This is a genomic window from Planifilum fimeticola (assembly GCF_003001905.1).
In the GTDB taxonomy this organism is placed as follows: Bacteria; Bacillota; Bacilli; order Thermoactinomycetales; family DSM-44946; genus Planifilum; species Planifilum fimeticola.
Genome location: NZ_PVNE01000011.1, coordinates 13,337 through 39,691 on the forward strand (window position 1 = coordinate 13,337; position 26,355 = coordinate 39,691).

Sequence of the window (26,355 nt, forward strand, 5' to 3'; positions counted from 1 at the left end):
ACCGGGCAGGAGGTCACAGATTTTCCGGATGCAAAACCGTTTTTTCAGGGAGGGATCACAAATGGAAGCAACCGGAGGTCAAATGATTCTCGGGCTTCTTGTCGGAATGTTCGCGTTAATCTTTCTGGTCCTCCGCACCAAGGTCCACGCCTTTCCGGCACTGATCATCGCGGCCTCCTTGACGGGGCTCATCGGAGGCATGACGCCTCCCGACGTGGTGGATGCGATCACGGCCGGTTTCGGAAACACCCTCGGCTCCATCGGACTGGTCATCGGTTTCGGTGTGATGATGGGACGTATTCTGGAGGTGTCCGGCGCCTCGGAGCGGATGGCCTACAGCTTTCTCAAATGGCTGGGGAAGCGGAAAGAGGAATGGGCACTGGCCCTGACCGGTTACGTCGTCTCCATACCGATCTTTGTGGATTCCGCCTTCGTCATTTTAACCCCGCTGGCGAAAGCGCTCTCAACCAAGACGGGGAAATCGGTCGTCGGCTTGGGAGTCGCCCTGGGGATCGGCTTGACGGCGACCCATCACCTGGTTCCTCCCACCCCAGGCCCCCTGGGAGTGGCGGGAATCTTCGGCGTGGACATCGGCGTGATGATTTTAACCGGCTTGCTCTTCGGGATTCCCGTCTTCATCACCGGCATCTACTATTCGAAATGGCTCGGAAAAAGAATTTATCAATTGCCCGATGAAACGGGGCTCGGATGGGTGCGCCCCGACCAGCCGAAAACCTATCAGGAATTGATCGAATTGGAAGAGAAAAAGGACCTTCCGTCCCTGACCCGTTCGCTGGCCCCCATCGTGGTTCCGATCTTGCTGATCTTCGTCAATACGACCATCAGCGCCTTGGAACTTAAGGGCGGCATCTACGATTACCTGATGTTCGTCGGATCCCCCGTCATCGCCGTCGGCCTGGGGCTCCTGATCGCCATTTACGGTTTGGTCCACCACCTCCGCCGTTCGGAAGCCCTGGACCGGATGGAAGAGGGAATCCGTTCCGCCGGGATCATCCTGCTCGTCACCGGCGCCGGCGGAGCCCTGGGAAACGTCCTGCGGGAAAGCGGGACCGGCGAGGCGATCGCCAAGTGGATCGCCGATACCTCCCTGCCGGCCGTCCTGCTTCCCTTCGTCATCGCCAGCCTGGTTCGACTGATCCAGGGAAGCGGCACGGTGGCGATGATCACCGCCGCCTCCATTTCCGCCCCGATCCTGAGCGGCCTGGATGTCAACATGGTGCTGGCGGCACAGGGGGCGACGATCGGCTCCATGGTCTTCTCCTACTTCAACGACAGCATGTTCTGGGTCGCCAACCGGATGTTGGGGATTCGCAACACCAAGGAGCAGATTCTCACCTGGTCGGTGCCGACCACCCTCGCCTGGCTGGTTGCGCTGGTCATGCTCCTCATCGCCACCGCACTGTTCGGATGAAAACGGAGCGGGAGAGCCCCTCCCCTTCCAAAAGAACAAGCCGGCTCCTTTTGGGGCCGGCTTGAGCCGCGACAGACAAACTCCCCGCTAAGGGCTCTGTAAAAATGATGTCGGGAGATGGGGGTGTACCGCTGAGTGCCTTTGCTATCGCAACGAAACGAAGCGGTACACCCCCTTCGGCAGTTGATGGTGATGGTTCACAACCCTTCAAAAAGATAGGGGCGCGATTTTTCGCCTCCGCTCCAATGCAGCTGAAGGCGCCCGCGAAAAATCGGTCCCTCCCAGCACTTTGTCATTACCCCAAAGCCGCCTCTTTTGGGGCCGGCTTGAGCCGCGACAGACAAATTCCCCGCTAAGGGCTCTGTAAAAATGATGTCGGGAGATGGGGGTGTACCGCTGAGTGCCTTTGCTATCGCAACGAAACGAAGCGGTACACCCCCATCGGCAGCTGAGGGTGATGGTTCACAACCCTTCAAAAAGATAGGGGCTCGATTTTTCGCCTCCGCTCCAATGCAGCTGAAGGCACCCGCGAAAAATCGGTCCCTCCCAGCACTTTGTCATTACCCCAAAGCCGCCTCTTTTGGGGGCCGGCTTGTATGCGAAAGAACCCTTTCCCCGAGAAGGGCGATCCGGGTCCCGGACCTAACCGATCCGCTTTTTGAAGTCGAGCAAAATCCTCACAAATTCCCGCGGCTTTTCAAAGTGGAAATTGTGGCCGGAATCCACCTTGATGAGCCGGTTGTTCTTGAGAAGAGTGTGGGCCCTTCGGGCGTCCTTTTCATCCATGGCGGCCAGCAGGATGCCGTTCTCGTCGTAGGACCAGTTGGCCAGGATGAGGACGGTGGGCTTCTCGATCTTTTTCAGCGCCGCGGCGTGATCAAAGCCCTCATTCCAGGAACCGTCGTAGAAGGTGACCCCGAAGCGGGGATCGTACTCGGGCAGGGTCCGGAATCCCTCGTTCATCACCGGTGGCATAAACCAGTACCGAAGGGGTCGGTCCCTGTGCTTTTTCCGGTAGTTTTCGGCATACCGGATCATTCCCGGCCGAGCGTCCTGAAAAAACTTCAGAAGGTAGCTGTTTCTCACGTAGTAGAGGGTAAAGTCGCTCTCCTCCCTCTGTTGGACAAAGCGGTGGCAGATGGTGCTCAGATCCACATAATTGAAGGTTTTCTCGGCCCGGGGAAAAAGGGTGGTGAAGAGGGGCGGGTCTTCAAACACCGCCCCCCGGACCCATTCGGGGGAGTGGGCCGTGAGCCATACCGCAAGGAGCCCGCCGGAGGAGTGGCCGGAAACCACGACCGGTTCTCCGATCACCTGCCGGATAAATTGGACCAAATCCCGGCCCATGGCCTTTGCGCTGTACTTTTGCGGATCCTTCTCCGATTTCCCGTGGCCGTAGCAGTCGACCACGAACACGTGGTACTCCTCCGCCAGGTCCGGCAATACCCGCGCATAACCGGTCCAGTCCATGAGCTGGCCGTGGATCAACAACAGCGCCGGACCGTTATCGGGCCCTTCGGCGTAATGGATGCGGGAACCGCCTACGGTCACATCCTTCTCGACAAACCCGGCCCGTTTCACTCCGGCCATGGCCCGGTCGTGATAGGTCAAATTGTTGAACACATAGGTGCCGAAGGCGACAACGAGCAGGAGCACCAAAACGATCAACGCCTTGAAGGCGATCCCAAGCGCCCGTTTCAAACCCGGTCGCATGCTGCATCGCTCCCCGTTTTTGTTAAGGCGAAATGACTGCATGGGACTTGAGCGACCCTAGAAGCGTTCCGCAGTCCGTCCAAAGGCTTCACGCCGGGCCAGGCCGGGATGACGGGCTTCCTGTTCCCCGGCAATCATTTAACCCACAAGGTGGAAAGCACACCGTAGTGGTCCGAGCCCTCCCTTTCGATGACCCGACTGTCCAGTACGCGAATGTCCGGCGAAGCGAAGATGTAGTCGATCCGCCGAACCGGATCGGGAGCGGGGAAGGTGTACCCATCCCCCGTTCCCGCCGCCTCGAAGGTATCCGTCAGGACCTCCCTCAACCGATCGATCTCGGGGGCGTCAGGCAGGGCATTCATGTCCCCGGCCAGGACGACGGGATGACGGGCCGGACCCATGATCTCCAGCATTTCCTCCGCCTCCAGCAGCCGCACCTCCGGTTCCAGCCAGGACAGGTGGGTGTTAAAGAGATGGATCTTCCGGCCGTGAAGGTTGATCACCGCCTCCGGAAAACCGGGCATTTTTTGCACGCCCTTTTCCGGCTCCAGGGAACTGATGCGGAAGAGTTCGTGGTTCTTGAAGTGGGTGATCGGATATCGGCTCAATATCGCCAACCCGTATTCCCGTCGCGGCTTGCCGGGCTCCGGAGGGTCCAGCGAATAGATGGGGGCAAACCTCACCCGCATGTTCAGCTTTTTCCCCAAAGCCGCCGCCTGGTCGACGAAGTCGCTTCGGGTATCCCAGTGTTTGTCCACCTCCTGGAGGGCGACCACATCCGCGCCGCTCATGCGGATCACCCCGGCGACGCGGTCCAGGTCCAGCCGGCCGTCGTGCCCGACGCCGTGGGCGATGTTATAGGTGAGAACCTTGACCACGCGCTCCTTGGCCGGGGCGGCATCTCCCGCCTCGGCCCCGAGGACCGACAGCATCCCCAGCAACGCCACCACCAAACAACCGCGAAGGACTCGCACCAGCATGTTTCGGCACCTCTTTCAACAGGTAGTTTCGCGAAAAGGTTCTGTCTCACTCGGGATTCGCCGGATTTACATTCTTTTCCTCCGGAGATGAGAAATTTTCTCCAGCTGGCGGGCGGATGCGGCGCCGCGCGAGTCCCGTTCGCGGCGCTTCTCACTCGTACCGCAGACACTCGATGGGATGGAGACGGGCCGCCTTGTTGGCCGGAAGGAGGCCGAAGACGACGCCGAAGAGGACGGAGAAGAGGAGCCCTCCCAGCGCGACGGGCAGGGATACCGTCGCCGGCCACGGGGAGAGGAGGGAGATCAGCGCAGAGACGCCATAACCGATCAGGATGCCGATCGCTCCGCCGATGACGGAGAGGGTGATCGACTCGATCAGAAATTGCAGGAGGATCTGGGTGCGCGTGGCCCCCACGGCCATGCGGATTCCGATCTCCCTCGTCCGCTCGGTCACGGAAACCAGCATGATATTCATCACGCCGATTCCTCCCACCAGCAGGGAGATGCCGCCGATGCTGCCGATCACGATGGTCATGATCCGGGCGACGCGGGAAATCCCCTCGGTGATCTGCTCCAGATTGAGCACCTGGTATCCGTCGTCCGTGTTATGCCGCCGATTGAGAAGGTCGACCGCCTTCTCGCCGGCCGCCTGGATTTGATCGGGGCTTTCCGCCTGAAGGGTCAGCTGGCTGATCCTTCCCTGGCCGAACACCCTTTGCCAGGTCCGGTACGGCAGATAGATTTCCGTCTGCTGGAAGCCGGAAAACAGCCCCTCCACCGGTTCCAGCACGCCCTTCACCACCACCGGCCGGTCGCCGATCCGGATAATGCTTCCCACCGGATTCTTCCCGTCGAACAACTCGTCCCGGATGTCGGCGCTGACGAGCGCTCCGGCGCTCCCGCTCAGGAAGTCGGAGGTGCGAAAACCGCTCCCCTCGCTCAGCTTCCGCTGATCCATCTCCAGGATTCCGTTGTTGTTGATGCCGAAGACGATCGCTCCCTCCAACTGCTCACCCCGATAGCGGATATCGGCGGTGCTGTAACTGAGCGCCAAGACCCGCTTCACCTCCGGCAACCCCTCCAGGGCCCGGATATCCTCTTCGGTAAACAGGTCGGGAGGAAGCGCTCCCCCTTCGTTCAACTGCATCTCCGAGCTGGGCATCACCGTGATGGTATTGCCCGTTCCGGCGAAGGCTTCGGTCAGCTGGGCCTCTCCCCCCTGGCCGATGGAGACGATGATGATCACCGATGCCACGCCGATGACGATCCCCAACATGGTGAGAAAGGAGCGCAATTTGTGGGCGAAGATGGAGTCAAAGGCCATTTTGACGCTTTCCCATACGCTCATCCCGCCGCTCCCCCTCCCCCGCGGGCTTCGCCGACGATGAGGCCGTCCCGCAGCAGCACCCGGCGCTCCGCCCGGGCGGCCACATCCGGATCGTGGGTGATGAGGACGACGGTTCGCCCTTCCCGGTGCAGCTCGGCGAACAGATCCATGATGAGCCCACCCGAGGCGGTATCCAGGGCTCCGGTCGGTTCGTCCGCCAACAGGAGAACCGGCTGGTTCACCAGCGCCCGGGCAATCGCCACCCGCTGTTGCTGTCCGCCGGACAACTCACTGGGGCGATGGTCCATCCGGTCCCCCAGGCCCACTCGGCGCAGCGCATATTCCGCCCGACGTTCCCGCTCCTTTTTTGGAACGCCCGCATAAATCAAAGGGAGCTCCACGTTTCGCTTGGCGGTCATGCGCGGCAGCAGGTGAAACTGCTGAAAGACGAAACCGATCCACCGGTTCCGGATGTGGGCGAGCTCCTCCTCATCCGCCTTCGACACATCCCGCCCGTTCAACACATAGCGCCCCTTTGTCGGGCGATCCAGGCAACCGATGATGTGCATCAGGGTGGATTTGCCCGACCCGGACGGCCCCATGATGGCCACAAACTCCCCTTCCTCGACGGTGAGGTCCAACCCCTTCAAGACGGGGACCGACATGGAACCCGTTCGGTAACTCTTCTCCACTTGCTCCAGCCGGATCATCGGGCCTTCACTTCCGTGCCGCTTCTCAGATCCTCCGGCGGGTCGAGGACCACCGATTCACCGGGCTTCACCCCCGACAGGATTTCCACCCGGTCTCCGGAGCTGACGCCCACCTTCACTTCCCGGCGGACCGCCTTCCCCTTCTCCACGGCGAATACATAGGATTTGCCCTGCTCCTCCCTCACCGCCTCCTGGGGAAGGGTGAGGGCTTTCCTTTTCTCCGTGGCGATCTCCACGATCAGGTTGGATCCCAGCTTGAGGGGAATCGGTGTCTTCAGCCTCACTTCCACGGGATAGACGACCTGGCCGGAACCCCCGCCGGGTGCGGCCGCCATCTTCTCATCCGCTTTGGGAAGTTCCCCCACCCGGATCACCTCGCCCCTCCACTCCTCGTCCGGAAGGGCGTCGGAGCGAACGGTAACCGATTGCCCCTTTTTCACCTTCATCACATCCAGTTCGGACACATCCGCCCTCACCTTCAGGTCGTCCAAATCGGCCACGATCACGAGGGGTTCCGCCGAGGCTCCCCTTCCCCCGGCCGGATTCACCTGGACCACCGTTCCGGACAGAGTGCTTTTCACGTTCAGCCGCTCCAACCGTTTCAAAACCGTTTCCAACTGCTTCTGGGCCTGTTTCAACTCCAATTCGGCCAGGCGGATCTCCTGCCGGATCTGTTCTTCGGACATCGCTCCGCCGCCGGGGACGCCCGGGGTGGATTGACCGGCCTTTTTCACCTCGTTCAGCTGCCGCAGGAGTCCGGAGCGCTTCACCCGGGCCGCCTCGATCTGCATTTCCGCCTGCTGCCTTTCGGAGTCAAGAAGGTCGTTGCGATAGCGGACGAGGGTCGTTCCCTTTTTCACCTTCTTGCCCGGTTTCACGGGAATCTCCGACAGCTGTCCGCGCTCCGGATCGAGATACACTTCCTGCTTCCCGCCGGCTTCCAACACGCCGGAGGTGACGATCTCTTCGCTGATCTCCTCCCGGGTTGGTTTCACCGTTTTGACTTCCTCCTGCGCCTGGGTGTTTCGGATCACATAAACCGTGATCATCGCGGCGATCAGAAGGACCAGACCAGAGCCGATCCAAATTTTGCGGTATTTCATTCATCCGCCTCCGTCTTTTCAATAATCCCATAAAAGTGCTGAAAAAGAGGGGGAAGAGGGATCTCCCGCCTCGACCTTCCGCGTTGGTCTTTTCCGGCGAAAAATCCCCACTTGATGCACCCCGGCGGTCAAGTGTTACACTCCCCCGCCACCGCCTTTCAACGCATCAGCCCTGGGGAGGTTGGAAGCTCTCCGCCAACTCGGAGAACCAGCCGCTCAGCGCGGCAAACAAAAGTCCCCCCGCAAACAGGATCAGGGCGATCGTCCAGGCTTTCCCCGAAGACAGTCGGGCGATGACGGACAGTCCCTTGGCCGCGAGGAACAGCTTCCAGAGGGCGAACAGCTCGATCCCGTTCAGAACCCCCCTGAGGACCGCTCCCTCCGCCGGCACCAACGCCGCCAGGCTGGTGGGATAAATTTCCGGGTTCTCCGAGGGGCCGAGAAGGAGCATCATGACGGCCATGATCAAACTGGCCAAGAGAGTAAACAGGTACAGGTGGGTGTTGAGACAGAAGAGCTGGCGATAAGTCGCCTCTCCCTGGAACAACATCAACAGCAGTTTCTGAATCAGGGAGATCAGCAGCAACGAGACGGGTATGCCGATCAGAGCACCGACAAAGCCCAAAGAGGCGTAGACCATTGCTAGTTGGGCGGAATCAAACATCTGCGCCTCTTCCGGGGCGGGCGTCTCCAGGGCCACCGAATAGGCCACCAGCGCCGCCGCGATCGCTCCGACCAGCATCATCGCCGCCAAAGCCCACCCGAAGCGGGGGCGATCGATCATTCGCTCAAACTGCTCGGTGGGAGCAAACAGTATCCCCCACAGGGTGGGTCCCTTGTTGGACGACAAATTGGATGAAGACTCCGTTTTCATGAAATTCCTCCCATCTTTGGATTCCCTTTAAGTATAAATCCTTCTTCCTAGGTTTTCATCCCGCAATTTTCCCTAGACCAGGCGGACCAACACGACATGCAGCATCACATCCGCCGTCATGTGGGAGATCATGGCGTACTCCAGCCCCTTCTTCCAATACAAATATCCGAACAGGACCGCGAGCAGACCGTTTGCGAGCAACGTGCGAAGGATGACCGGGGGCGTGAGCACGCCAAAGACCTCACCGGCCAGGGGAAGATGGCCGATTCCAAACAGGAAAGCGGAGAGCAGGATCCCGATCCAATAAAGGGTGTCGGGAACTTTTTCCTTGGCGAAAAGCTTTGCCAAAAGCCACACCAGGAGGGTCATGAAGAACAATCGCATGAGGATCTCCTCAACCACCCCGCCGTAAAACACCGTCAAAAGTCCCTTCCACCATTCCACGGCCGGCCCTTGGTTCAGCCCGGGGATATGGCGGGAAAACACCCATTGATCCAGCCAAACCACCGCCGCGGAAAGCAACACGCCACCGGCGACGGCCAAGATGAGCCCCTTTGAATCCAAGGAACGCCGGGGTTGTGGATACAGCCAGCTTCGCAAAACGGGCATGCCGAGATTCACCTTTTCGGCCATGATGAACCCCAGGGAACCGAAGAGAAAGGCCAGAAGGGCGGTTTGGACGCCCGATGCGACATACAGTAGCGGAAGGGGAAGCGGAGGCGCCTCACTCACCACGCTCATCTGGTATGGGAGGACCGTCACTCCCCCGATAAAGCCCATCGCCGTCAAAAACAGAATCAGGCGCAGATGTTTCTTCATCGGCGGCACCCTCTTTCCGTCGTTCGCCGTGTCTGCCGAATACCCGCCTTTTTCCCCCGCGGTCGCCACTCCCTCGGGGCCGCACCGGTGACAGGTGCTCCCCCGACCATCTACAATCAATATGATATCATGATCATATTAAATTGAAAACAGTTTTTTTCCGAGTTTTTCCCGATAATTGGGGCTTCCCGTTTACAATAAATTCCGATATAGTTGAAATAGAAGCACATGGCGGACCCTGTCCGCATCCCGCACCGGCAGAGAGAGGAGAGGAGAAATCGGGAGGGATCGATCACGAGAAAGGTCTGGAAATGGAGTCTTGCCGCTCTGTTCATCTTCGCGGTGATCTTCGGGCTGGGAACCGCCGACGCGGATGCCGCTTCTGCCTACAAGATTGAAGTGAACAAGTCGACCAACAAGCTGACCCTGTACAAAAACGGCCGGGTATACAAACAGTATCCCGTGGCCACCGGGCGCACCCCGTCCCTTACACCGGAAGGGACATTTCCCATCGTGGTGAAGTTCGTCAAACCCGGCTGGAAGGGCATCCCCGGAGGACATCCGAACAATCCCCTGGGGGAGCGCTGGCTGGGCATCAGCGTCAAGGGGGACAACGGGAGAACCTACGGCATTCACGGCACCAATCAGCCCAAAAGCATCGGAACTTATGCCTCCAACGGCTGCATCCGCATGTACAACAAGGACGTCATCGAACTGTACAATCTGGTTCCCAAGGGCACACTCGTCCACATCCACAGCGGGAAAAAGGGAAGCACCTCCTCCCCGAAAGTGAAGCCCGCTTCCGGAAAGCTGAAGGTGACGGTCAACGTGGCCAACATCCGGAGCGGACCCTCCCTCAGCGCCTCCGTCATCAAGCAGGCAAAACGGGGAACGGTGCTGACCCGCACCGGAGATATCAACGATTGGCATCAAATCCGCCTTTCCAACGGGAAAAAGGCCTACGTCCACGATTCCGTGGTAACCCTCGTATCCAGTGGATCGAAGGACAAAAAGAACTCGGGCCAGTTCCGCAAGGCATCCGGCAAGGTGACCATCAATGTCTGGCTGGCCAATGTCCGGTCCGCTCCGTCCCTGAAGGCCTCCGTCCTCCAGCGGCTGGCCAAGGGGAAAAAGCTGAACTTGACCGGCGAGAGCAAGGACTGGTACCGAATCCGCCTTTCCAGCGGGAAAACCGCCTACGTCCACAAATCGGTAGCTGTTAAACGGTAATGGTTATTTCTTTAATAAATCCCTCCTTCTCGACCACCGGTCGCGGGATCCAAACCGCATCGCCGCAGGGCGAATAATGGCAAAGCCGTCCACCCTCCATCGGGTGACGGCTTTTTTTCGGATCCTGTCGCGCAAATTGGGAAGGAAAGCCGCAGACCAACGGGCGCCGGATGAAGGGCCGCGGCGGCTTTCGACGCGCCCGCCTCGGCCCTTCGCCGGCGCGAAGATCCTTTTTCCGCGGACTGCGCCTTTGCGAAGATCGGCGATCGACTCACGAACCGCTGTGAACATCCGCCTTCACAAAGCGGTGCAGGCCCAACGCCAGCGAGACGATGCAGACGGCGGCCAGGGACACGTATGCCCGGAGAAAAACGTCATCGGAGGGCGTCTCGGCCATCATCCCCGAATGGAGGATGGGAATGAACCAGGGATTGAAGGCGGCATGCTTCATGGAGATCCCGGCGATCAGGATCACCCCGTTTATCCCGGCGGCGCAGACGCCCAAAACGACGGGAGCGATCACGTTTTTCCCGAGGATCCCCGCCGCCGCTCCTGCCGGGATGAGCAGGATCTGGAACAAAATGCCCAGCAGGGCCGCCTTGATGATCCGCATCAACATCTCACTTGCCGGCACATCCATAAACGCATCCTTCGGCAGGAATTCACCGGTATACAGGGCGCCGGCCCCCCATTGCAGAAGAAACTGGACCGCCAGCACAAGGGCCACGATGGGAGCCACGATCAGCAGCTTTCCCACATACCACTGCCAGCGGGAATACGGGTAGGTGAGCAGGTGGTTGATCGTCCGCTCCTGGTGCTCCCGGGAAAAGACATAGCCGGCGATCAGCGTAAACAGGGGAGCCCCGATGAGCAAATGGACGAACAGAAAATGGTTGCTAAAAAATATGAAAAAAGGAACTTTGCGCCCGTTCGCCTCCATCCCCATCGCCATCAACAGGCTCACCGCGACGGGGAACAGAACCACCGCGGCGATCACCCACAGGATGGCGGACCGTTTAAACTTACGCGCCTCGGCGCTCAGAATGCGTCCCATTCACCCTCACCCCCGTCAGCCGGATAAAGTAATCCTCCAGGGTGTCCCGCATCAGCACCGCTTCCGCGATGTCCACCCCGTTTTCGATCAGCAGGCGATTGATCCGAGCCGACTCATTGAGCCGCTCGTAGACCCGGAGGACCCCCGGTTCCGCTATCTGGTAATCGGCAATTTGCAACCGATTCTCCAGCAAAAAGGAAGCACGGCGGTCGTCGCTCACCCTGAGCTGGAGATAATGGCGGTTCTTTCGCTGCAGCGTCTCGTAATCGATCTCCTCCAGCAATTTCCCCTGGTGAATGATGCCGATCTTAGTGGCCAGCTGCTGGATTTCGCTCAGGATGTGGCTGGAGATGAGGATGGTGATCCGCCGCTTTTCGGCCAAATCCCGGAGGAGTTGGCGAATCTCCTTGATCCCCTGGGGATCCAGCCCATTGGTGGGTTCATCCAGCACCAGAAACTCCGGCTGGTGCAACAGGGCCCGGCCGATGCCCAGGCGCTGTTTCATCCCCAGGGAAAACTTCTTGTATTTCACGTTGCAGGCCTCCGTCAGACCGACCAGTTCCAGAATCTCCTCCACCCGTTCCTTCTCCGGCACGCCCATCAGCCGTCGATGCATGTCCAGGTTCTCCCAGGCCGTCAGGTTGCGGTAGGCTCCCGGCGTCTCGATGATCGTTCCCATCCGCCGGAACATCTGATGCCTCCCCTTTTCCTCCGCCCTGCCGAACAGCTCGATCTTGCCGGCGGTCGGTTTCACCATGCCGGTGATCATGCGCAGGGTGGTGGTTTTCCCCGCTCCGTTCTGCCCGAGAAAACCGTAGATCTCTCCCCTTTTCACCGTCATGTTCACGCCGTCCACGGCGGTCTTTTTCCCGTATCGCTTGGTGAGTTGATGGGTCCTCAGCACGATGTCCACTCCGCTTGCCTCCTTTCATTCCGGAGTATATCGGGCCAATCTTACATCTTTTGAAAACAACTCTTAAAAAACCCTTACAAAGGGGGCGAATCGTCCGGAACGCCCTTGCCCCCCTCCGCTCTCATCAGGGAGAAGGAAAACACCGTCTTGCGATGGGGATCGCTTGCCACCCGGATCTCTCCCTTCTGCTTTTCCACCAACTGCTTGACGATGGTCAAGCCGAGGCCGCTTCCGCGCAAATGGGGATTGCGCGATCGGTCACCGGTGTGGAGGCGGTCAAAGATCCGGGGCAATTCCTCCTCGGGAATCCCGGGTCCCCTGTCCCACACCTCCACCCAGACGCATTTCTCCTCCTCGCGGACGCCCACGCCGATCACGCCTCCCTCCCGGCCGTACCGCAGGGCGTTGCCGATCAGGTTGTTCAAAATCCGCTCCGTGGCATAAGGATCTCCCTGGACGCGGATCTCCCGGTCGGGAATCCGGATCTCCGGCGTCAACCCCGCCTCCGTGATCTCCCGATAAAAGGTGAGAACCGACCCGCGGACCCGCTCGCACACATCCATCGGCCGCAGGCGAATCTCGGCATCCCCGGCCTCCAGCTTGGCCAGATCGAAGAAATCGTTGATCAGAACAGTCAATCTCCGGGCCTTCTCCTCGATCACCTCGAGATATTCCTCCCTTTCCCGGTCCGTCAAATCGGCATCCCGCCGAAGGGCCTCCGCATATCCGAGGAGGGAGGTGAGAGGAGTGCGCAGGTCGTGGGAAACGTGGGTCAAAAGGCGCTTCCGCTCCGCCTCCAGATAGGCGGTCCGCTCTTCCATCCCTTGAAACTGCTCTGCCAGCCGGTTGATCATCAGGGCCAGGCGGGTCAGGGACGGATCCTTCGTAAACAGGCGGATCCGGAGGTTGCGGTTGTTTTCGGCGAACGCCTCCAGCGTGTCGGCCATCCGGCGAATCTGGCGGCTCCGCCGGAGATGCACCAGCAAAAGGAGAAGGACCAGCCCGAACAGGACGCCCATCATCGCGACCGTCATCCATCCTCGCCCCCCAGCCGGTAACCGATGCCCCACACGGTCCGTATGTATGCCGGGTTGGAGGGATCCGGCTCGATCTTGGTGCGCAGGCGCCGAATGTGCACCATCACCGTATTTTCGTCGGCGGCAAAGGTTTCCCCCCAGACCGACTCGAAGATTTGGGCCTTGGTAAAGACCCGGCCCGGGTGGGAAAGAAACAATTTGAGAATCTCAAACTCCTTCGCCGTCAGCGTCACCCGCCGCTTGCCCACCCGGGCCTCGAGGTGTTCAGATCCAGCGTCAGATCCCCGTGCTCCAGGACGGACGGTCCCTGGGCGGCCGAATCGTTCAGGTAGAGATAACGGCGCAATTGCGCCTTCACCCGGGCGATCAGCTCGGCCATGGAGAAGGGCTTGGTCAGGTAATCATCCGCTCCCAGTCCCAATCCCAACACCTTGTCCGCCTCTTCCCCCTTCGCCGACAAAATGATCACCGGCACGGCCCCCTTTTCCCGGATGCGGCGGAGCACCTCCCAACCGTCGATCTCGGGGATCATCAGATCCAGGATGACTAAATGATAGCTGCGGGCGGCCAGTCGCATGCAGGCATCACGGCCGTCCGCCGCCCGGTCCGTCCGATACCCCTCCTTGCGCAGGTAGGTGTCGATCAACCGGCTGATTTCCCGGTCATCTTCCACAATGAGAATGTAGGGCGCTGACATGTAAATCGCTCCTTGTCCGAAACTGTGCCTGACTCTTCCATTCTCCGACGTATCCCTTCCGGCGGTCAACCGCACAAAACCGGAAAGCTCCTCCAAGGCTTTGAGACTTTCCGCGAGGAAATCCGCCTGTAGAAAACTTTGAAAACAAATAAAAGGAGCTGCGCCGAAGCGGTGCAGCTCCACCCGCGATGCGTTCATGAATCCTTTGTCTCCCCCTGCCGGCTTGCGAGGGTGAGGGCCTTCAACGCGGCCAGCCACCCGGACAGGGTGAGCAAATGGCGCCCGTGGTTGTACAGTTGCCATTCGGACAACGCGGCGGCAATCTCCCCTTGACTGAGCCCTTCGGCCCCCATCAGCCCGGCCATGGTCGGAATAAAGTAGGAGAAGGTCGCCAACCGTTCGACGATCAAAATGCCGACGGCCGCCAAATGCCACTTTCGCTGCGGCCCCCGGGATTTTAATGCCACATAGGTGTTGGCCAGGGTCAACAGGGTGAGGGGACCCGTGGTGACGTAGACCCAGAACAGCAGCCCGGTATTCGGCCATGTGTGCGGCGGGGCGTCCGCAAATCCGGGAATCACGATCCGCGCTTCGTAAATCCCCGCTCCGAACGCGATGCCCAGGTTGATGACAAACAACCACAGCAACACTTCATGTACCGATTTTTTCATGGATCTCTCCCGCCCTTTATCCGTTGGTTCTCCCCTATCAACTCCGGGGAGGTTGATTTTGATCATATCGGGAGGAATCCATTTCCAGATCCGGCACAGGGATGATTTTCCCTTCCAACCCGGGTCTTATTTTGGCAAGGTGTGTCCGCAACATGGGCATCCGACGGTTGGAATTCAAAGTCTTTCGTCTGATCCGGACAGATCATTCCGCCCGGTTAAAAGCAACCTTTTTATTCCTCAAGGCGGTATTGCTCCCTCACCAAGTCAGCGATGCCGATCCGCTCCAACCGTTCGAGAGGAGCCAAGAAGGTGACCGTCACCACTCCCGGATGACGACCAATCTCAATCGACCCGGTAATGGTCGCCCGGTTCATCACCTCGGGGACGGTCATCCCCAACAAATTGGCGGCCCTCTTCAAACCGTTGTCCGTGGCTTCGTTCAGGTTGGATCCCGTGCCCACGAAGGAGACAGGAGCCGTTTCCTCCAGCCTGTGAAGGCCGAAACGGCAGGCCGTCCGAAGGGCTTTTGCTTTTTCTTCCCGGGTGAGGGGGCGAGCCAGGTGAGGAAGATCTTCCTCCACGGGAAGAAGGATGGGGCCTTCCAAAGTCAGGCCTTTCAGGACGTGAACCTGCAGGGTGACGATTCCGGAAACATCGGTCGTGTGTCCGGCAATTTCCCCGTCTCCCTGCATGGCGTGCATGTCCCCCAGGTACACCCCGCCGCCGGGCACCTTGACCGGGCAAATGACCACGGCGTTTTCCCGGACCCGGTTAATATCCATGTGGCCGTCGGTCCGCTCCTCCAGCTCTTCCTTCGTCAAGGCATACTCGTGGGGCGCCCCGATCAGAAAGGAACCGAAGTCGCCGGCGTTGTGGGAGTCGGGAAACGGACGGGAGGGTGTTGTCCCCAATTGGCCCAGAAAAGGCCGAATTCTGGCGACGGCTCCGACGATATCGTGGGGGGCGAAGGTGACAATGGGATTTTGGACGGAATTCTCCGGGATGGCCATGTATTTCAGCCCGTCCCGCGCGATTGCTTCGGCGGCTTCCCTGTGAAGGGTGACGCCCAACTCCCGGTTTTCGTCAAAAGCGATGGTGTAGCCGTTGGTGAAGGTGAACGGGGTTACATCGGCTCCGCAGTTGACGCAGCGGATCGCCGTCATTCCAATCCCTTCGATTCGCGTCTCCGGACGATCGGTCCCGCATTCCGGGCATCGGGCGGCCACGTAGGGATCCCCCAAAAAGCGCCCTTCGACCGTCTGGTCGTTACCGGAAGCGGTGGCGACAGACGTCACCCGAATGGACCGGATACGGATGGCAATGGCATCCCCCGGTTCGGCGTTTTCCACGTATACGGGTTGTGTCACTTCGTGTCCACCGCGAAGGCTGGGGGTGATCATCGGTCCCCAACATCCCGGGGTCGTGTTGGCCACGATAACTCCTCCGTCGCGCACCGGACCCAGCATCGGCTGTTCCGGGTCGAGAACACCGTTGGTAAAGGTGTCGACATAAACAGTGTTGCAGGCCGGTTTTTGCATGGTCGAATTTCCTCCTGTCATTCGCCCTATTTGATTCGAGATTAACACTATTCGCACTTCACTTCAAAACCAACCAAACAGTCCCGAATATCAGGTCAAAAAATGACGTCGGTGGAGGGGCGCGAATGCAAAGCCCCCCGGTCCATCCCCCCGGCCGCCCCGACAATGGCTCCCTCATAACTCTTCCAGGGTGGAGGAACCCGTCATCATCATGTCTTTCCACCGTGAAAGAAAAACGAAAAGAAAAAACCCCTCGTTTGAGGGGTTTCAGTCACATCCGTCCATATCACAGGCGAAGCCTCCGAGAGTTTCCCCGCTTCTCCTGCTCAGCTCCTCCTCGATCACCCGTTCCAGGACGTCCGCATCATACAGGCCCGTCAGCACCCGGTCGCCGATGACGAAGGTGGGCACGGCCCGGATCTTCAATTCTTCGTAGGCGTGGCGGAGGGCTTTCCGATGTTCTTCACGATATCTCCCCGTTTCCAAGGCTTTGCGGAAATCCTCCCCGTCCAAACCCAACTCCTCTGCCAGCTCCGTCAGGACATTGATGTCGCCGATATCCTTTTCCTCCTGGAAAAAGGCGGTGAACATCCGGTGATTGTAAGCCTCTCCCCTCCCGTGCGCCTTGGCGTATTGAAATCCCTCAAAGGCGAGACGGGTGTGCGGTTGGGGTGACACCCGGGGAAGGACCATTTTTACGCCGAAGCGTTCAGCAAGGGGGTAGACCGATTTTTTCCAGGCGTTTTGCAGGTATTCCCCCTCCGGCCGCAGCGTCGGCTGTGGCTCAGGTCGCAGTTCGAAGGGCATCCACTCCACGTTCACATCTTTTCCCCGGACAGCTTCCTTCAGCGGAACCTCCGCGATGAAACAGAAGGGTCACACGTAGTCCGAGTAAACGCGAATCTTCAGCGCCATGAAAAACGCCTCCCTCCTTCAAAAGCCGGTGAAAACACCCTTGTCGGGGTGGCGAAGGGGGGGCGCCGCGGCTTTTGCCCACGAGCCCCCTTCTTCCCCGCTTCACCGGGCCAACTCGTAAATCGCCTGGGCGTAGATGGCCGCCGCTTTGAGGAGATCCTCCACCTCGATGTTTTCGTCCGTCTGGTGGGCCGTCTCCTCCTTGCCCGGAAAGAGAGGACCGAAGGCGACGCCGTTTTTGAGGGCCCGGGCATAGGTGCCTCCCCCGATGGCCAAGAGCGACGCCTTTTCTCCCGTCCGCTCCTCATACACCCGGGACAGGGTGCGGACCAGCGGATGATTCGGATCGATATGGTGCGGCGGTTTGTGGTCCGTTTCCCCGATCTTGAGGCCGTAGGGACGTACCCGTTCGGCGACCGCCTTCACGATGTCCTCGCCATTCCCACGGATCGGATAGCGGACATTCAGCCCCAGCTTCCGCTCTCCCCCTCTCCGATACCGGAAAACGCCGGCATTGACGGTCAGGGGACCGACCGTGTCATCTTCCTGGGCGATGCCCAGCCTTTTTCCGAAAAAGTCGTCCACAAGAACATCGTGGATCATCCGGATGAAACGGCTTCCTTCCGGGTCCAGCGTGATCGTGTTCAAGAAGCGGGCCATCTCCAGCCCGGCGTTCAACCCCTTGTCCGGCTCGGAACCGTGATGGGAACGCCCTTCCAGCACCAGCAGCAGATGATCGTCCGCCTCCTGAGCGTACCCCCGGATGCGGTTTTTCAGCAGAAAATCCTGATACTTCTCCTTCAGGGAGAAGACATCGCCGCTCCCCTCCAGAACCGCCCGGGATCGATCCGGAACCATGTTGAACCGGTGACCCGCTTCCCAGCGGGCCAGCGTCCAGACCTCCTCATCGGCTTCCTCCTCCGAGTCGGAGGCGTCGCCGACGAGGGTGATGTCGAGGAGCCCCTTCTCCGCGTAAATGATGGGAAAATCGGCGTCCGGAGCAAAGCCCATGGTCGGCATTTCCTCCCGCTCAAAATAGTAGGCCATGTCCCGCCACAGGTTTTCCTCGTCGGTGCCCAGAATGAGGCGCACCCGCTTGGACAGGGGAAGCCCCAGCTCCTTGATCAGCCGGAGGGCGAAATAGGCGGCCATGGTCGGCCCCTTGTCGTCAATGGCACCCCGGGCGTACAATTTGCCGTCGCGGATGTCCGGGGAAAAGGGGGGCGTCGTCCATCCGTCGCCGGGAGGGACCACATCCACGTGGCCGAGGATGCCGATCAATTCCTCTCCTTCGCCGTATTCCACGTGACCCGCGTACCCGTCCAGATTTTTCGTCACAAAGCCGTCCCGCCGGGCCAAATCCAGCACATATTCCAGCGCCTCCGCCACCCCTTTGCCGAAAGGGGCCCCGGAGCCGGCCGTGGATTCGTCCAGCACGCTCTCGATGGCGAGAAACTCCTTCGTCCGCTCAAGCAGCTCCTCTCGTCGCTTTTCCATCTCCCGTTCCCAATCGATGCTCATCATCGTCACTCCTCGCTTTCGCTCTCTCGCCTATGTAGTGTTACCTGAAACACGGAACCGGGAAGCATCGGTCCACTCAGAAAAAGAAACCCGCGCCGGCTCCGAGAAAACGGATCCGCCGATGCGCCTGCAATCCGCAATCCCTTTGAGGTTGATGTTAAACGCCGACGGGAAATCTGTCAAAAGACTTTTTCACATGGAAAAGATGGCGGCACAACTGCCTGTTCTTAGACAGAAGACATTGTCAGTATACTTGAGATTTCTGTCCAACGGAAAACGTTTTTTTGATAAAAAATCTACACCCTTTTTATATGGCCGGAGCCGCTGATCGTTGCTGTCCTCTGGGACTTCCGGGAGATTAACCGAGTAAGTGACCGCCTGCCCCGGCTGCCGAAGGAGGAGCTAATCGAACCCGTCACCGAATTCCTCACCCTGTGCCGCGCTTTCCTCAAAGGGCGGCAAGAGTGGGGACACGCTCTGTTGTTTCTGCGGGAGCGGCGGCAGATGGCCTTTTCGCTCCTTCACGGGGACGAAGCCATATCATCGAAGGAACCGCTGGATACCCTGGCCCGCCGCCGGGCCGTTCTCGCCGCCCTCGGCTGCCTGTTGCTTGTGGCGATCGGTGCCCTCTTGAACGCCCACGCCCTCTCCTCCGATAACGCTTACTTCGCCGGCCTGATCGATGATCTGGCAGAGTGGTGGGATGGGCTCGCCTGGTACGAAAAGGCGGCGGTACTGCTCACCGTCCTGCTGGCCGGAGCGCTGCTCACCGTGGCCACCGGCGGCGGATGGATCGCCGCAGGTTTCACCGGGCTGAGCGCCGCCCTCACCCTGCAGGAAGTGTTGTCCAATCCCCGACCCGTCACCTCCTTCCTGCGGAATCCGATCGGCTTCATCCGCTCCTGGTGGCGGGAGCTTCGCAAACGGCCTCCTCAGGAGGCCGCCGTGGCAGTGACAGCGCTCCTCGCGGAACAGGTGATCGAGCGCATCCCCGCCGTCAAGGTGCTGAACCGGCTTGCCGACGGCCTGAAGGACACCGCCCAGCGCATCGCGAAAAAGCTATGGAGGCGGGACGCCATCGAAACCCCCGGCGGACGGCGGATGGATTTTGCATCGGATGATTCCCTGCGGCACTCAACGGGAGATTCTCCCGGGAGTTCACAGAAAGGAACCGGGAAAACCGCGCGTTCTTCGGACGGTTCCCAACAAAAGGATCCCCAAGACAAAAAGTCACCGGATCAAAAGCCTGATGACTCCTATCCGCCTCGAACCGAATCCGGAAGGATCGATTGGGTCAAACAGCGGCTTTTGCCCGTTGAGGAACGGATCGACCGTTTGCTCGAATCCGGACGGTTTAAGGCGGATCCGGAGCGACTGTCCAAGTTGAAAGAAGATGTATTGAAAGAACAACGATCTTCATTGGGAAGTGGCGGATACAATGGTGAATTGGAATTCATTGAAAGAAAGGTTTTCCAGGAAGAAAAATATGTTGAAATGTTATCAGAACAAACATTAAAAAACAAAAAAAACCCCGACTACCTGGTTGACAATGAATTAACTGAAGTTAAAACCACTGTAGAAATATCTAACGATAAAAAAACAATTCAAAACCAAATAAAAGAGGCCAATCGACAAATAAAACAATCGAGCTGGGAGAATATCCGGAAAGTCGGAGCTGCTGAAATTCAACTTATTCATGACGGAGCAAATTCCTATGAAAATATGTCCTTGCACGAATTGGAAAAAGCTATACGAGAACAATTTCACGAATTTCGTTCAAGAAGTTTGAACAGAGTTGCGGTTTATAAAGAACATCGATTAATTTTAGAATTGATCCGCACACCGGACAACAAAATTATTCGTACAATCCCCGAGAGGTGAAACTCATGAGCCAATCAAAGGTATGGCGTTATACTGAATCCTCGTGGATTTATCGGTTCATAGGATATAACATAAATTTGCTTAATCAACCTGAAAACCGACGGCGTTGGATTATAAAAGTAGCTCTGACGATTTTGGACATCCTCCAACCCTTTGCAACCATATATGAAGTTGAAGTTGGAACTCTAAGTGACGGAGAAGATGCTTTTGTAATCAGTGGTAGTGATGAAAATTACCAAGAAAAACTCGTCCGGTATCTAAAAAACGTTGATGACGTGACCGAGATAAACTTTCTTTTGACTCTTCATTGCTACGAAGTCGAGAAAGATCAAAAACCACAGGAGATTTTGTTTCAACCAGGAGGAGCACTCTATCTATTTATTGAGTTGGATGAAACGAGGAGGTTGAAATCTTCATCTGATCAGTCAGTAAATGATCCACTATGGTTATCCCTTAATCTGGACACGGATATTTACGCTCCCCTGATAGAGAAAACAAATCGAAGCAAGAAAACAGCCCAAATCAACAGCCCTATACTAAAAGGTTTTTTGGAACGCCTGGAGAAGAGATTGCCCCTAGAAAAAATCCACATGAGTGGGCCTTGGTATTTAAAAGAATACCTGGAGGGACTGTAATCTACATCGATTCATAGACGAAGGCCCGGTGTCACGGGACACACCGGGCTCGCCCGGGAGATCCGGCAGGTATTCCAGCGCTTCCGCCACCCCTTTGCCGTAGGGGCTCCGGACATGCGCATCCTCACGGCATGTGGCCGCACCGATACCGCATGGTTCACACCAACCTCAAGCGCCTCGGCAACCTTCGCGGGTACGTCGCAGGTTGCACCGTACCCGAAGGAAAAAGGCACGCTTTGGTATGCTGAGCTCTTCAGCCTTATCACACTTGGCATTTGGCTTCCAGCCTACGGCCGAAACGACCACGGTTCCACGGTGCCCACGATGGAGAACGGCCTGTCTTTCCGCACCGCATCCAGCACGCCGCCGCTGATCTCGGCGTGGGTTAGCCAGCGAGAACCTCCGTCCTCGATGACGAAGCCCAAGATCACTTGACGATACTGTATGTTCGAATACAACGCCAGCCACTCGGGCGGTCGCCGGGACCCGGTGACCGGATTGGCCGCCGCGCTGCCTCGGACGTGAAAAAGGCGGCACGACTCCGAAGTGTCGGCAATGACCTCGACGACTTGCCGCAGCGCTTCGGGAGCCGTTGAGTGAATCCAGCAGACGGCCAACCCAAAGGGGCCGAACCGCTCGACGGCGCGTCGCAGAGCGTTTTGAAGCCGGGCGCCGTCCCGATAGTCCAGCGGCAGAGGGTTGATACCCCCAGAGAAATCTTTGGCCGCGTCGGTCAACGACTGTAGGCGCGACGGCGTCCGGGCAACGACGGACACCATGCGGCCTTCTTCCGCCAGCGCCAAGCTCAGCCCCCGCAGCATGCCCGTGCCCCCAACCACCAAAGCGTGAAGCCGCCTTTCGGCCGGTTGCACCTCGACCACCTCCCGTGCCGGTGCTGTCGTCTCGGCCCCTTCACCTTCCCTTTAACTGCCACCCAACCTCCATGTCGAGCATCCGCTCCCTTTCGTTCACCGTCACCCGCACGGCTGCCGCCTGACACTTCGTCAACCGCTTGCGTCTCCCTGTTTCCCTCACGCAATCTCCCCGCGCTCCCATATTGCCGCCGCCCCTGTTCCATTTCCAGGAAACGGAGGCTGCGCTGGCCACCTCGCTGCACATCTTCCCCATCACGGATTCCCCCGGCTTACGGCAGCACAACTGCCGTCGGAAAAGGGCAGAGCGTAGCCAAACGCCACCTGCGAGAGCGAATCTCTTCATATCCTCGAAGGGCCGATCTCTTCTGCTCTCCCCCGTCACTCCCTCTTTTCAAACCCCGTAGCCTCCGCCGCCTTCAACTCCTCCAGCATCGCCTCATGGATCCGGCCGTTGGTGGCCAATACGTGGCGAACGCCGATGTGGTAAGGAGTTCCCCGGGTATCGGTGACGCGGCCGCCAGCTTCCTCCACCAGCAGGGAACCCGCCGCCAGGTCCCAGGCGTTCAGCTCCAGCTCCCAGAACGCGGTGAGCCTTCCCGCCGCCACATACGCCATGTGCAGGGCCGCCGAACCGGCCGTGCGGATGTTGCGGCACCGGGAGGACAGCCGAATCAGCCCCGCCGTGTTGGCCTTTCGAGCCCCCTTGTAATCGGCGGGAAAGCCGGTGGCCACCAGGCTCATTCCCAGAGTATCCTCCTCTGAGACGCGGATCGGCTCCCCGTTTAGCCGGGCCCCTTCCCCCCGCACGGCGGTGAAACACTCGTCGCGCATCGGATCATAGATCAGGCCGAGCTCCACCGTTCCTCGCCGGGCCAAAGCGATGGAAACGCAAAAATAGGGAAAGCCGTGGACGAAATTGGTCGTGCCGTCAATCGGGTCGACAATCCACAGGTTTTCGTAATCCCGATGCGCTTCCAGGGCCTCCCGGGAGGCTTCCGGCCCCGGCGCCACCCCCTCTTCCCCGAGGATGGCATGGTCCGGGTGGGCCTTGAGCAGGACCTGACGGACGATCTCCTCCGCCTGACGATCCACTTCGGTGACCAGATCGTGGTCCGAATACTTGGTCTCCACCCGTTTGGCCGTCTCCACCCGCTCCCGGATCAACCGCCCCGCTTCCTTCGCCGCTTCGATCGCTGTTTCGATGGACAACAGAAACCCTCCTTCTTCTTTCCTATCCATCCTCGCTGAATTCATCTTCTATCATACGGAAAAGAAATCAAAAAGAAAAATCGTCCCGCGCGCTCCCACCTACGACAATTTGGTGAAGAAACGGTTTTCCCATGGAAGGGGATGGAACCCGCCGGGGCGAAATGAAAGAGGAAGAAAGCAAGTTTGAAACGGAGGGAACATCCCTTGCCCTACGCATGGACCCACATGATCTTCGGCGACACCGTCCTTGAACAAGGGGGATTTCCCCCGCCCGGTGACGAGAAAATCTTTCACCTCGGCTGTCAGGGGCCTGATTTTCTCTTTTTCCACCGATTCTGGCCCTGGGTGAAGGATGATCGGGTCAATCGCCTCGGCAGCGCCATGCACCTGCGCCGATGCGGACCGTTTCTGCGGGATCTGATCGAGGCGGCGAAGGGGGAAGCGTCGATCCGCGACGCGGTCACCGGTTTCATCACCCACCACGTCCTCGATCGAACCACCCACCCCTACATCCACTACCGGGCGGGATATGAGGGATACAACCATCAGCGGATGGAAGTGACCATCGACACCTTGGTCGCCCGGCGGCTCGCCGGGATCGAAACCTGGCGGACTCCCCTGGCTCCCCGGATCGATGTGGGACCGACCCTGCCGGAGCCGTGGACGGACACCCTTGACCGCCTTGCGCGGAAACACTACCCGGAGGAAACCGAACATATCCGTCGGGAAGAGCTGAACGAAGCCTACCGGGACATGCTCAAGGCCCTGCGGATCTTTTACGATCCCTCGGGAATCAAGCGGGCGCTCACCCTCGGGAAAATCGACCCGTTCCGCCACACCCCCTATTTTCCGCACCGGGACTACCTGAACGAATCGGAGAGCGAATGGCGCCATCCCGCCGTCCCGGAGGAAACGCACCGGGAGAGTTTCTGGACCCTGTGGGAACGGGCCCTGGAGGAAGCCACCGACATCGTGCGGCAGACCCGCGAATATTGGTCGTCTCCCGAAGAAGATTTTCCCGAAACGCTCCGCCGGGCGATCGGCAACATCTCCTACGACACCGGCAAGGACTGCGACCTGGCCCTGGTCAACCGGGCGGCGGATCCCATCTTCTGATTCAACCGAGGGAAGCCGACCGCCCCTGATCCGGACCGATCAGCCGCGGCCGCGCCGGAAACAAAAGAGTGCCGCGATCGCCCCTTGCCGGGGGCATCCTGCGGCACTCCACTGGATGCCCGCCGGTGGAAGAACCGGCCAAAAACTCGGGAGCCGAGCGAATCGGCCCCCTTTCATTGTGCGTCCGTCCGAGTCTCTTCCATTTTCTCCAGTTTGGCCAGCACCCTTCGCTTCCGGTACAGCATCTGGGCCGCCTCCGCCACTTCCTCCACCGTGGACTGATTGATCCAGGCGCCGAAAATCGCCCCTGCCACGGGAACCAGTTGGAACAGCTTCTTCCAGCCCCATTGATCCCCGTAGTTGATGATCACTTCCCGCCAGCCCTCCAACCGGGAGACCGACTCCTGCGTCCCCTCCTCCGACTCCCAGGAGGAGAGGCGATTCAGGATCGCCCGCTTTCCGACGATGTCCGACGAAGCGAACTGCAGGCAATGGACGACGAAGGCGCGTTCCGACGGGATGCGCGGATCATAACCGTAGACCAGGGCCATCTCCTGGATCACCTTGAGACTGGTGCCGAGCAGCAGCGGAATGTCCGCCGCCAGGGTAAACAGCCCACCAAGGCCGGTGGCCGCCCCCTGGTACCGGGCGAAGCGCACATGGGAAGCCTTGATCTCCTCCGACGCCCGGTTCAAGCAGGCCAGGGGAAGATCGGCGGCCTTTTCCGGGGTCAGAAACGCCCCCGGACGCCCCGCCGTTTCCGCCAATCGCTGCATCACCGGCGTCTCATCGATCAGGTACTGTCCGCCGGTCTGTATGTAGTTCCCCAACTCGTCCAACACTTTGCCGATCCAGTCATGAACGACCTTCGGCATCATCCGGTCCAACAGCGCAAAGGGAAGCCTGCCCAGCTTCTCCCAAAACCAGAGATCCCGCTGGTCCTCTTCCCATTCCTCTATGCGCCTCAGCTCCTCCTCCAAGGACTCGACGGTATCCTCCGTCCACTTGTCGTTCACCACTCGACCCTTCCCCTCCCGCTCTTTCCCATCCGCTCACCGGATGCTTTCTCCGACGATTATACCAGATGGTTCGCCCCGGCAATCGACAGAGAAGCCATTTGACAAAAAGTGTATAACGTAATAAAATGTTTTTACGATGATCCTGATTGTCATGGAGGTGGACCCGGGTGAATCACGAACTTCCGGAAACCCATGTTGTACGATCCCCGGAACAGGCCGCCGCCCTCTTGAATCCTCTCCGCGCCGAAATATTGGCCATCGTAAGGGAACCCGCCTCCGCCGCAGAAGTGGCGCGAAAGATCGGCGATACGCCCCAGCGCATCAACTATCACCTGAAGTCGCTGGAAAAGGTCGGCCTCGTCCGCCGCGTGGGGACGCGGCAGGTGCGCAACCTGGTGGAAGTCCTGTACCAGGCGATCGCCAGATCCTTTCTCCTGTCGGAGGCCGTCGGGCTGAATCCCGAAACTTCCGAACGGATCAAGGAACAAGGGGCCCTCGCCCACCTGATTACCCTGTCGGATCGGATCCGGCGGGACGCGCTTCTCCTGATGGAACGATCGGAAGAAAAAAAACAGCAAATCCCCAGCGCCACCCTGCAGATGAAAGTGCACCTGGATTCCGAAGAGCGGCGCCACGCGTTTCTTCGGGACTACGCCGCCATGCTGGAGGAATTGATCAACCGATACGGATCCGCCGAAGCCGGCGATGAAAACGCCTTCATGGTAACGGCGGTCATCTACCCTGAGATCCCCAAAGGAGGAAGCCCGGAATGAGCACAAGGAAAAACCGCTCCCAAAGGCGGGCGCCGGAAAACCGCCCGGTCGTCATCTGGAGCCTTCCCGCCCCCCGCGGGAACTCCTCCCGGAACGGCGAGCCCGCACCGAAAGTGGTTTCTTTTTCCGGACCCCGCTCCGTACGGGAGGAGGCGGCGGTGACGGAATGGATGATTCCCGCCCGGCAAGGGCAGGATGCCAAGATCACCATCATCTCCTCGGGTTTCGGCATCCCGGCGGGCAGGAATCCCCAAAACCGTTGCATGGCGGCGTGAAAGGCTTTCGTCAATTGAAGGAAGAAAGGATGGTTTCC

General features: G+C 59.2%; 27 protein-coding genes. 7 read left to right on the plus strand and 20 right to left on the minus strand.

Annotation, left to right across the window (positions count from 1 at the left end):
• Nucleotides 1-61 precede the first annotated feature (61 nt).
• Nucleotides 62-1,432: a GntP family permease gene (locus CLV97_RS08260; protein WP_106345056.1), complete on the plus strand. Its 1,371-nt coding sequence runs from the start codon at nt 62-64 to the stop codon at nt 1,430-1,432.
• Nucleotides 1,433-2,074: 642 nt separating this feature from the next.
• Here the strand turns inward: CLV97_RS08260 and CLV97_RS08265 are convergent.
• From CLV97_RS08265 to CLV97_RS08295, 7 genes are all read right to left on the minus strand, one after another.
• Nucleotides 2,075-3,145 carry an alpha/beta fold hydrolase gene (locus CLV97_RS08265; protein WP_170070415.1) on the minus strand — a complete coding sequence of 357 codons (1,071 nt, stop codon included), beginning with the start codon at nt 3,143-3,145 and terminating at the stop codon, nt 2,075-2,077.
• Between the two features lie 134 nt (nt 3,146-3,279).
• Entirely contained in the window at nt 3,280-4,125 is an 846-nt protein-coding gene (locus CLV97_RS08270; RefSeq protein WP_106345058.1) for an endonuclease/exonuclease/phosphatase family protein, read from the minus strand.
• 151 nt (nt 4,126-4,276) lie between these two features.
• On the minus strand, nt 4,277-5,473 hold the full coding sequence (locus CLV97_RS08275) for an ABC transporter permease (protein ID WP_106345059.1): 1,197 nt from the start codon (nt 5,471-5,473) through the stop codon (nt 4,277-4,279).
• Nucleotides 5,470-6,162: an ABC transporter ATP-binding protein gene (locus CLV97_RS08280; RefSeq protein ID WP_106345060.1), complete on the minus strand. Its 693-nt coding sequence runs from the start codon at nt 6,160-6,162 to the stop codon at nt 5,470-5,472. Before CLV97_RS08280 ends, CLV97_RS08275 begins: the two co-directional genes overlap by 4 nt.
• The gene (locus CLV97_RS08285; RefSeq protein WP_106345061.1) at nt 6,159-7,265 is read right to left on the minus strand and encodes an efflux RND transporter periplasmic adaptor subunit; all 1,107 of its coding nucleotides are present in this window, start codon (nt 7,263-7,265) and stop codon (nt 6,159-6,161) included. The genes CLV97_RS08280 and CLV97_RS08285 overlap by 4 nt, the downstream gene beginning before the upstream one ends.
• Nucleotides 7,266-7,431: 166 nt before the next feature.
• Complete coding sequence (gene yknW, locus CLV97_RS08290; RefSeq protein WP_106345062.1) at nt 7,432-8,139, minus strand: YknW family membrane protein; 708 nt, start codon at nt 8,137-8,139, stop codon at nt 7,432-7,434.
• Between the two features lie 72 nt (nt 8,140-8,211).
• Nucleotides 8,212-8,958 carry a CPBP family intramembrane glutamic endopeptidase gene (locus tag CLV97_RS08295; RefSeq protein WP_106345063.1) on the minus strand — a complete coding sequence of 249 codons (747 nt, stop codon included), beginning with the start codon at nt 8,956-8,958 and terminating at the stop codon, nt 8,212-8,214.
• Nucleotides 8,959-9,186: 228 nt separating this feature from the next.
• Between CLV97_RS08295 and CLV97_RS08300 the strand changes: the two genes are divergently transcribed.
• A complete protein-coding gene (locus CLV97_RS08300; RefSeq protein WP_106345064.1) occupies nt 9,187-10,188 on the plus strand; it encodes a L,D-transpeptidase family protein in 1,002 nt (333 codons plus the stop codon).
• Between the two features lie 271 nt (nt 10,189-10,459).
• On the opposite strand, the gene CLV97_RS08305 is transcribed toward CLV97_RS08300, so the two are convergent.
• The 9 genes from CLV97_RS08305 to pepV form a co-directional block, all read right to left on the minus strand.
• Nucleotides 10,460-11,242: an ABC transporter permease gene (locus tag CLV97_RS08305; protein WP_106345065.1), complete on the minus strand. Its 783-nt coding sequence runs from the start codon at nt 11,240-11,242 to the stop codon at nt 10,460-10,462.
• Nucleotides 11,211-12,155, minus strand: a complete 945-nt coding sequence (locus tag CLV97_RS08310; protein ID WP_106345066.1) for an ATP-binding cassette domain-containing protein — start codon at nt 12,153-12,155, stop codon at nt 11,211-11,213. Before CLV97_RS08310 ends, CLV97_RS08305 begins: the two co-directional genes overlap by 32 nt.
• Nucleotides 12,156-12,229: 74 nt before the next feature.
• Complete coding sequence (locus CLV97_RS08315) at nt 12,230-13,189, minus strand: sensor histidine kinase (RefSeq protein ID WP_106345067.1); 960 nt, start codon at nt 13,187-13,189, stop codon at nt 12,230-12,232.
• On the minus strand, nt 13,186-13,440 hold the full coding sequence (locus CLV97_RS18860) for a winged helix-turn-helix domain-containing protein (protein ID WP_342749784.1): 255 nt from the start codon (nt 13,438-13,440) through the stop codon (nt 13,186-13,188). The genes CLV97_RS08315 and CLV97_RS18860 overlap by 4 nt, the downstream gene beginning before the upstream one ends.
• Complete coding sequence (locus tag CLV97_RS08320; protein WP_342749785.1) at nt 13,422-13,889, minus strand: response regulator transcription factor; 468 nt, start codon at nt 13,887-13,889, stop codon at nt 13,422-13,424. Before CLV97_RS08320 ends, CLV97_RS18860 begins: the two co-directional genes overlap by 19 nt.
• Before the next feature lie 194 nt (nt 13,890-14,083).
• Complete coding sequence (locus CLV97_RS08325) at nt 14,084-14,560, minus strand: DUF1772 domain-containing protein (protein ID WP_106345068.1); 477 nt, start codon at nt 14,558-14,560, stop codon at nt 14,084-14,086.
• A 230-nt stretch (nt 14,561-14,790) separates the two neighbouring features.
• Nucleotides 14,791-16,098 carry an acetamidase/formamidase family protein gene (locus CLV97_RS08330; protein WP_106345069.1) on the minus strand — a complete coding sequence of 436 codons (1,308 nt, stop codon included), beginning with the start codon at nt 16,096-16,098 and terminating at the stop codon, nt 14,791-14,793.
• A gap of 267 nt (nt 16,099-16,365) precedes the next feature.
• On the minus strand, nt 16,366-17,013 hold the full coding sequence (locus tag CLV97_RS08335) for a DsbA family oxidoreductase (RefSeq protein ID WP_106345070.1): 648 nt from the start codon (nt 17,011-17,013) through the stop codon (nt 16,366-16,368).
• A 102-nt stretch (nt 17,014-17,115) separates the two neighbouring features.
• On the minus strand, nt 17,116-18,537 hold the full coding sequence (gene pepV / locus CLV97_RS08340) for a dipeptidase PepV (RefSeq protein ID WP_106345071.1): 1,422 nt from the start codon (nt 18,535-18,537) through the stop codon (nt 17,116-17,118).
• A 609-nt stretch (nt 18,538-19,146) separates the two neighbouring features.
• On the opposite strand from pepV, the gene CLV97_RS08345 reads away from it, so the two are divergent.
• Both CLV97_RS08345 and CLV97_RS08350 read left to right on the plus strand, forming a co-directional pair.
• Complete coding sequence (locus tag CLV97_RS08345; protein ID WP_146130443.1) at nt 19,147-20,415, plus strand: hypothetical protein; 1,269 nt, start codon at nt 19,147-19,149, stop codon at nt 20,413-20,415.
• A 5-nt stretch (nt 20,416-20,420) separates the two neighbouring features.
• Complete coding sequence (locus tag CLV97_RS08350; RefSeq protein ID WP_106345073.1) at nt 20,421-21,050, plus strand: hypothetical protein; 630 nt, start codon at nt 20,421-20,423, stop codon at nt 21,048-21,050.
• A 287-nt stretch (nt 21,051-21,337) separates the two neighbouring features.
• On the opposite strand, the gene CLV97_RS08355 is transcribed toward CLV97_RS08350, so the two are convergent.
• From CLV97_RS08355 to CLV97_RS08365, 3 genes are all read right to left on the minus strand, one after another.
• The gene (locus CLV97_RS08355; protein WP_342749786.1) at nt 21,338-21,931 is read right to left on the minus strand and encodes a short-chain dehydrogenase; all 594 of its coding nucleotides are present in this window, start codon (nt 21,929-21,931) and stop codon (nt 21,338-21,340) included.
• Between the two features lie 31 nt (nt 21,932-21,962).
• Complete coding sequence (locus CLV97_RS17875) at nt 21,963-22,178, minus strand: hypothetical protein (protein ID WP_146130445.1); 216 nt, start codon at nt 22,176-22,178, stop codon at nt 21,963-21,965.
• A 125-nt stretch (nt 22,179-22,303) separates the two neighbouring features.
• Entirely contained in the window at nt 22,304-23,164 is an 861-nt protein-coding gene (locus tag CLV97_RS08365) for an inositol monophosphatase family protein (RefSeq protein ID WP_106345076.1), read from the minus strand.
• 174 nt (nt 23,165-23,338) lie between these two features.
• Here CLV97_RS08365 and CLV97_RS08370 point away from each other — a divergent pair, with 174 nt between their 5' ends.
• The gene (locus CLV97_RS08370; RefSeq protein WP_170070416.1) at nt 23,339-24,250 is read left to right on the plus strand and encodes a hypothetical protein; all 912 of its coding nucleotides are present in this window, start codon (nt 23,339-23,341) and stop codon (nt 24,248-24,250) included.
• 173 nt (nt 24,251-24,423) lie between these two features.
• Here the strand turns inward: CLV97_RS08370 and CLV97_RS08375 are convergent, their stop codons facing one another.
• On the minus strand, nt 24,424-25,266 hold the full coding sequence (locus CLV97_RS08375; RefSeq protein ID WP_106345135.1) for an EcsC family protein: 843 nt from the start codon (nt 25,264-25,266) through the stop codon (nt 24,424-24,426).
• A gap of 170 nt (nt 25,267-25,436) precedes the next feature.
• Between CLV97_RS08375 and CLV97_RS08380 the strand changes: the two genes are divergently transcribed.
• A complete protein-coding gene (locus tag CLV97_RS08380) occupies nt 25,437-26,042 on the plus strand; it encodes a helix-turn-helix domain-containing protein (protein WP_106345078.1) in 606 nt (201 codons plus the stop codon).
• Nucleotides 26,039-26,317, plus strand: a complete 279-nt coding sequence (locus tag CLV97_RS08385) for a hypothetical protein (protein WP_106345079.1) — start codon at nt 26,039-26,041, stop codon at nt 26,315-26,317. Before CLV97_RS08380 ends, CLV97_RS08385 begins: the two co-directional genes overlap by 4 nt.
• Nucleotides 26,318-26,355 lie beyond the last annotated feature (38 nt).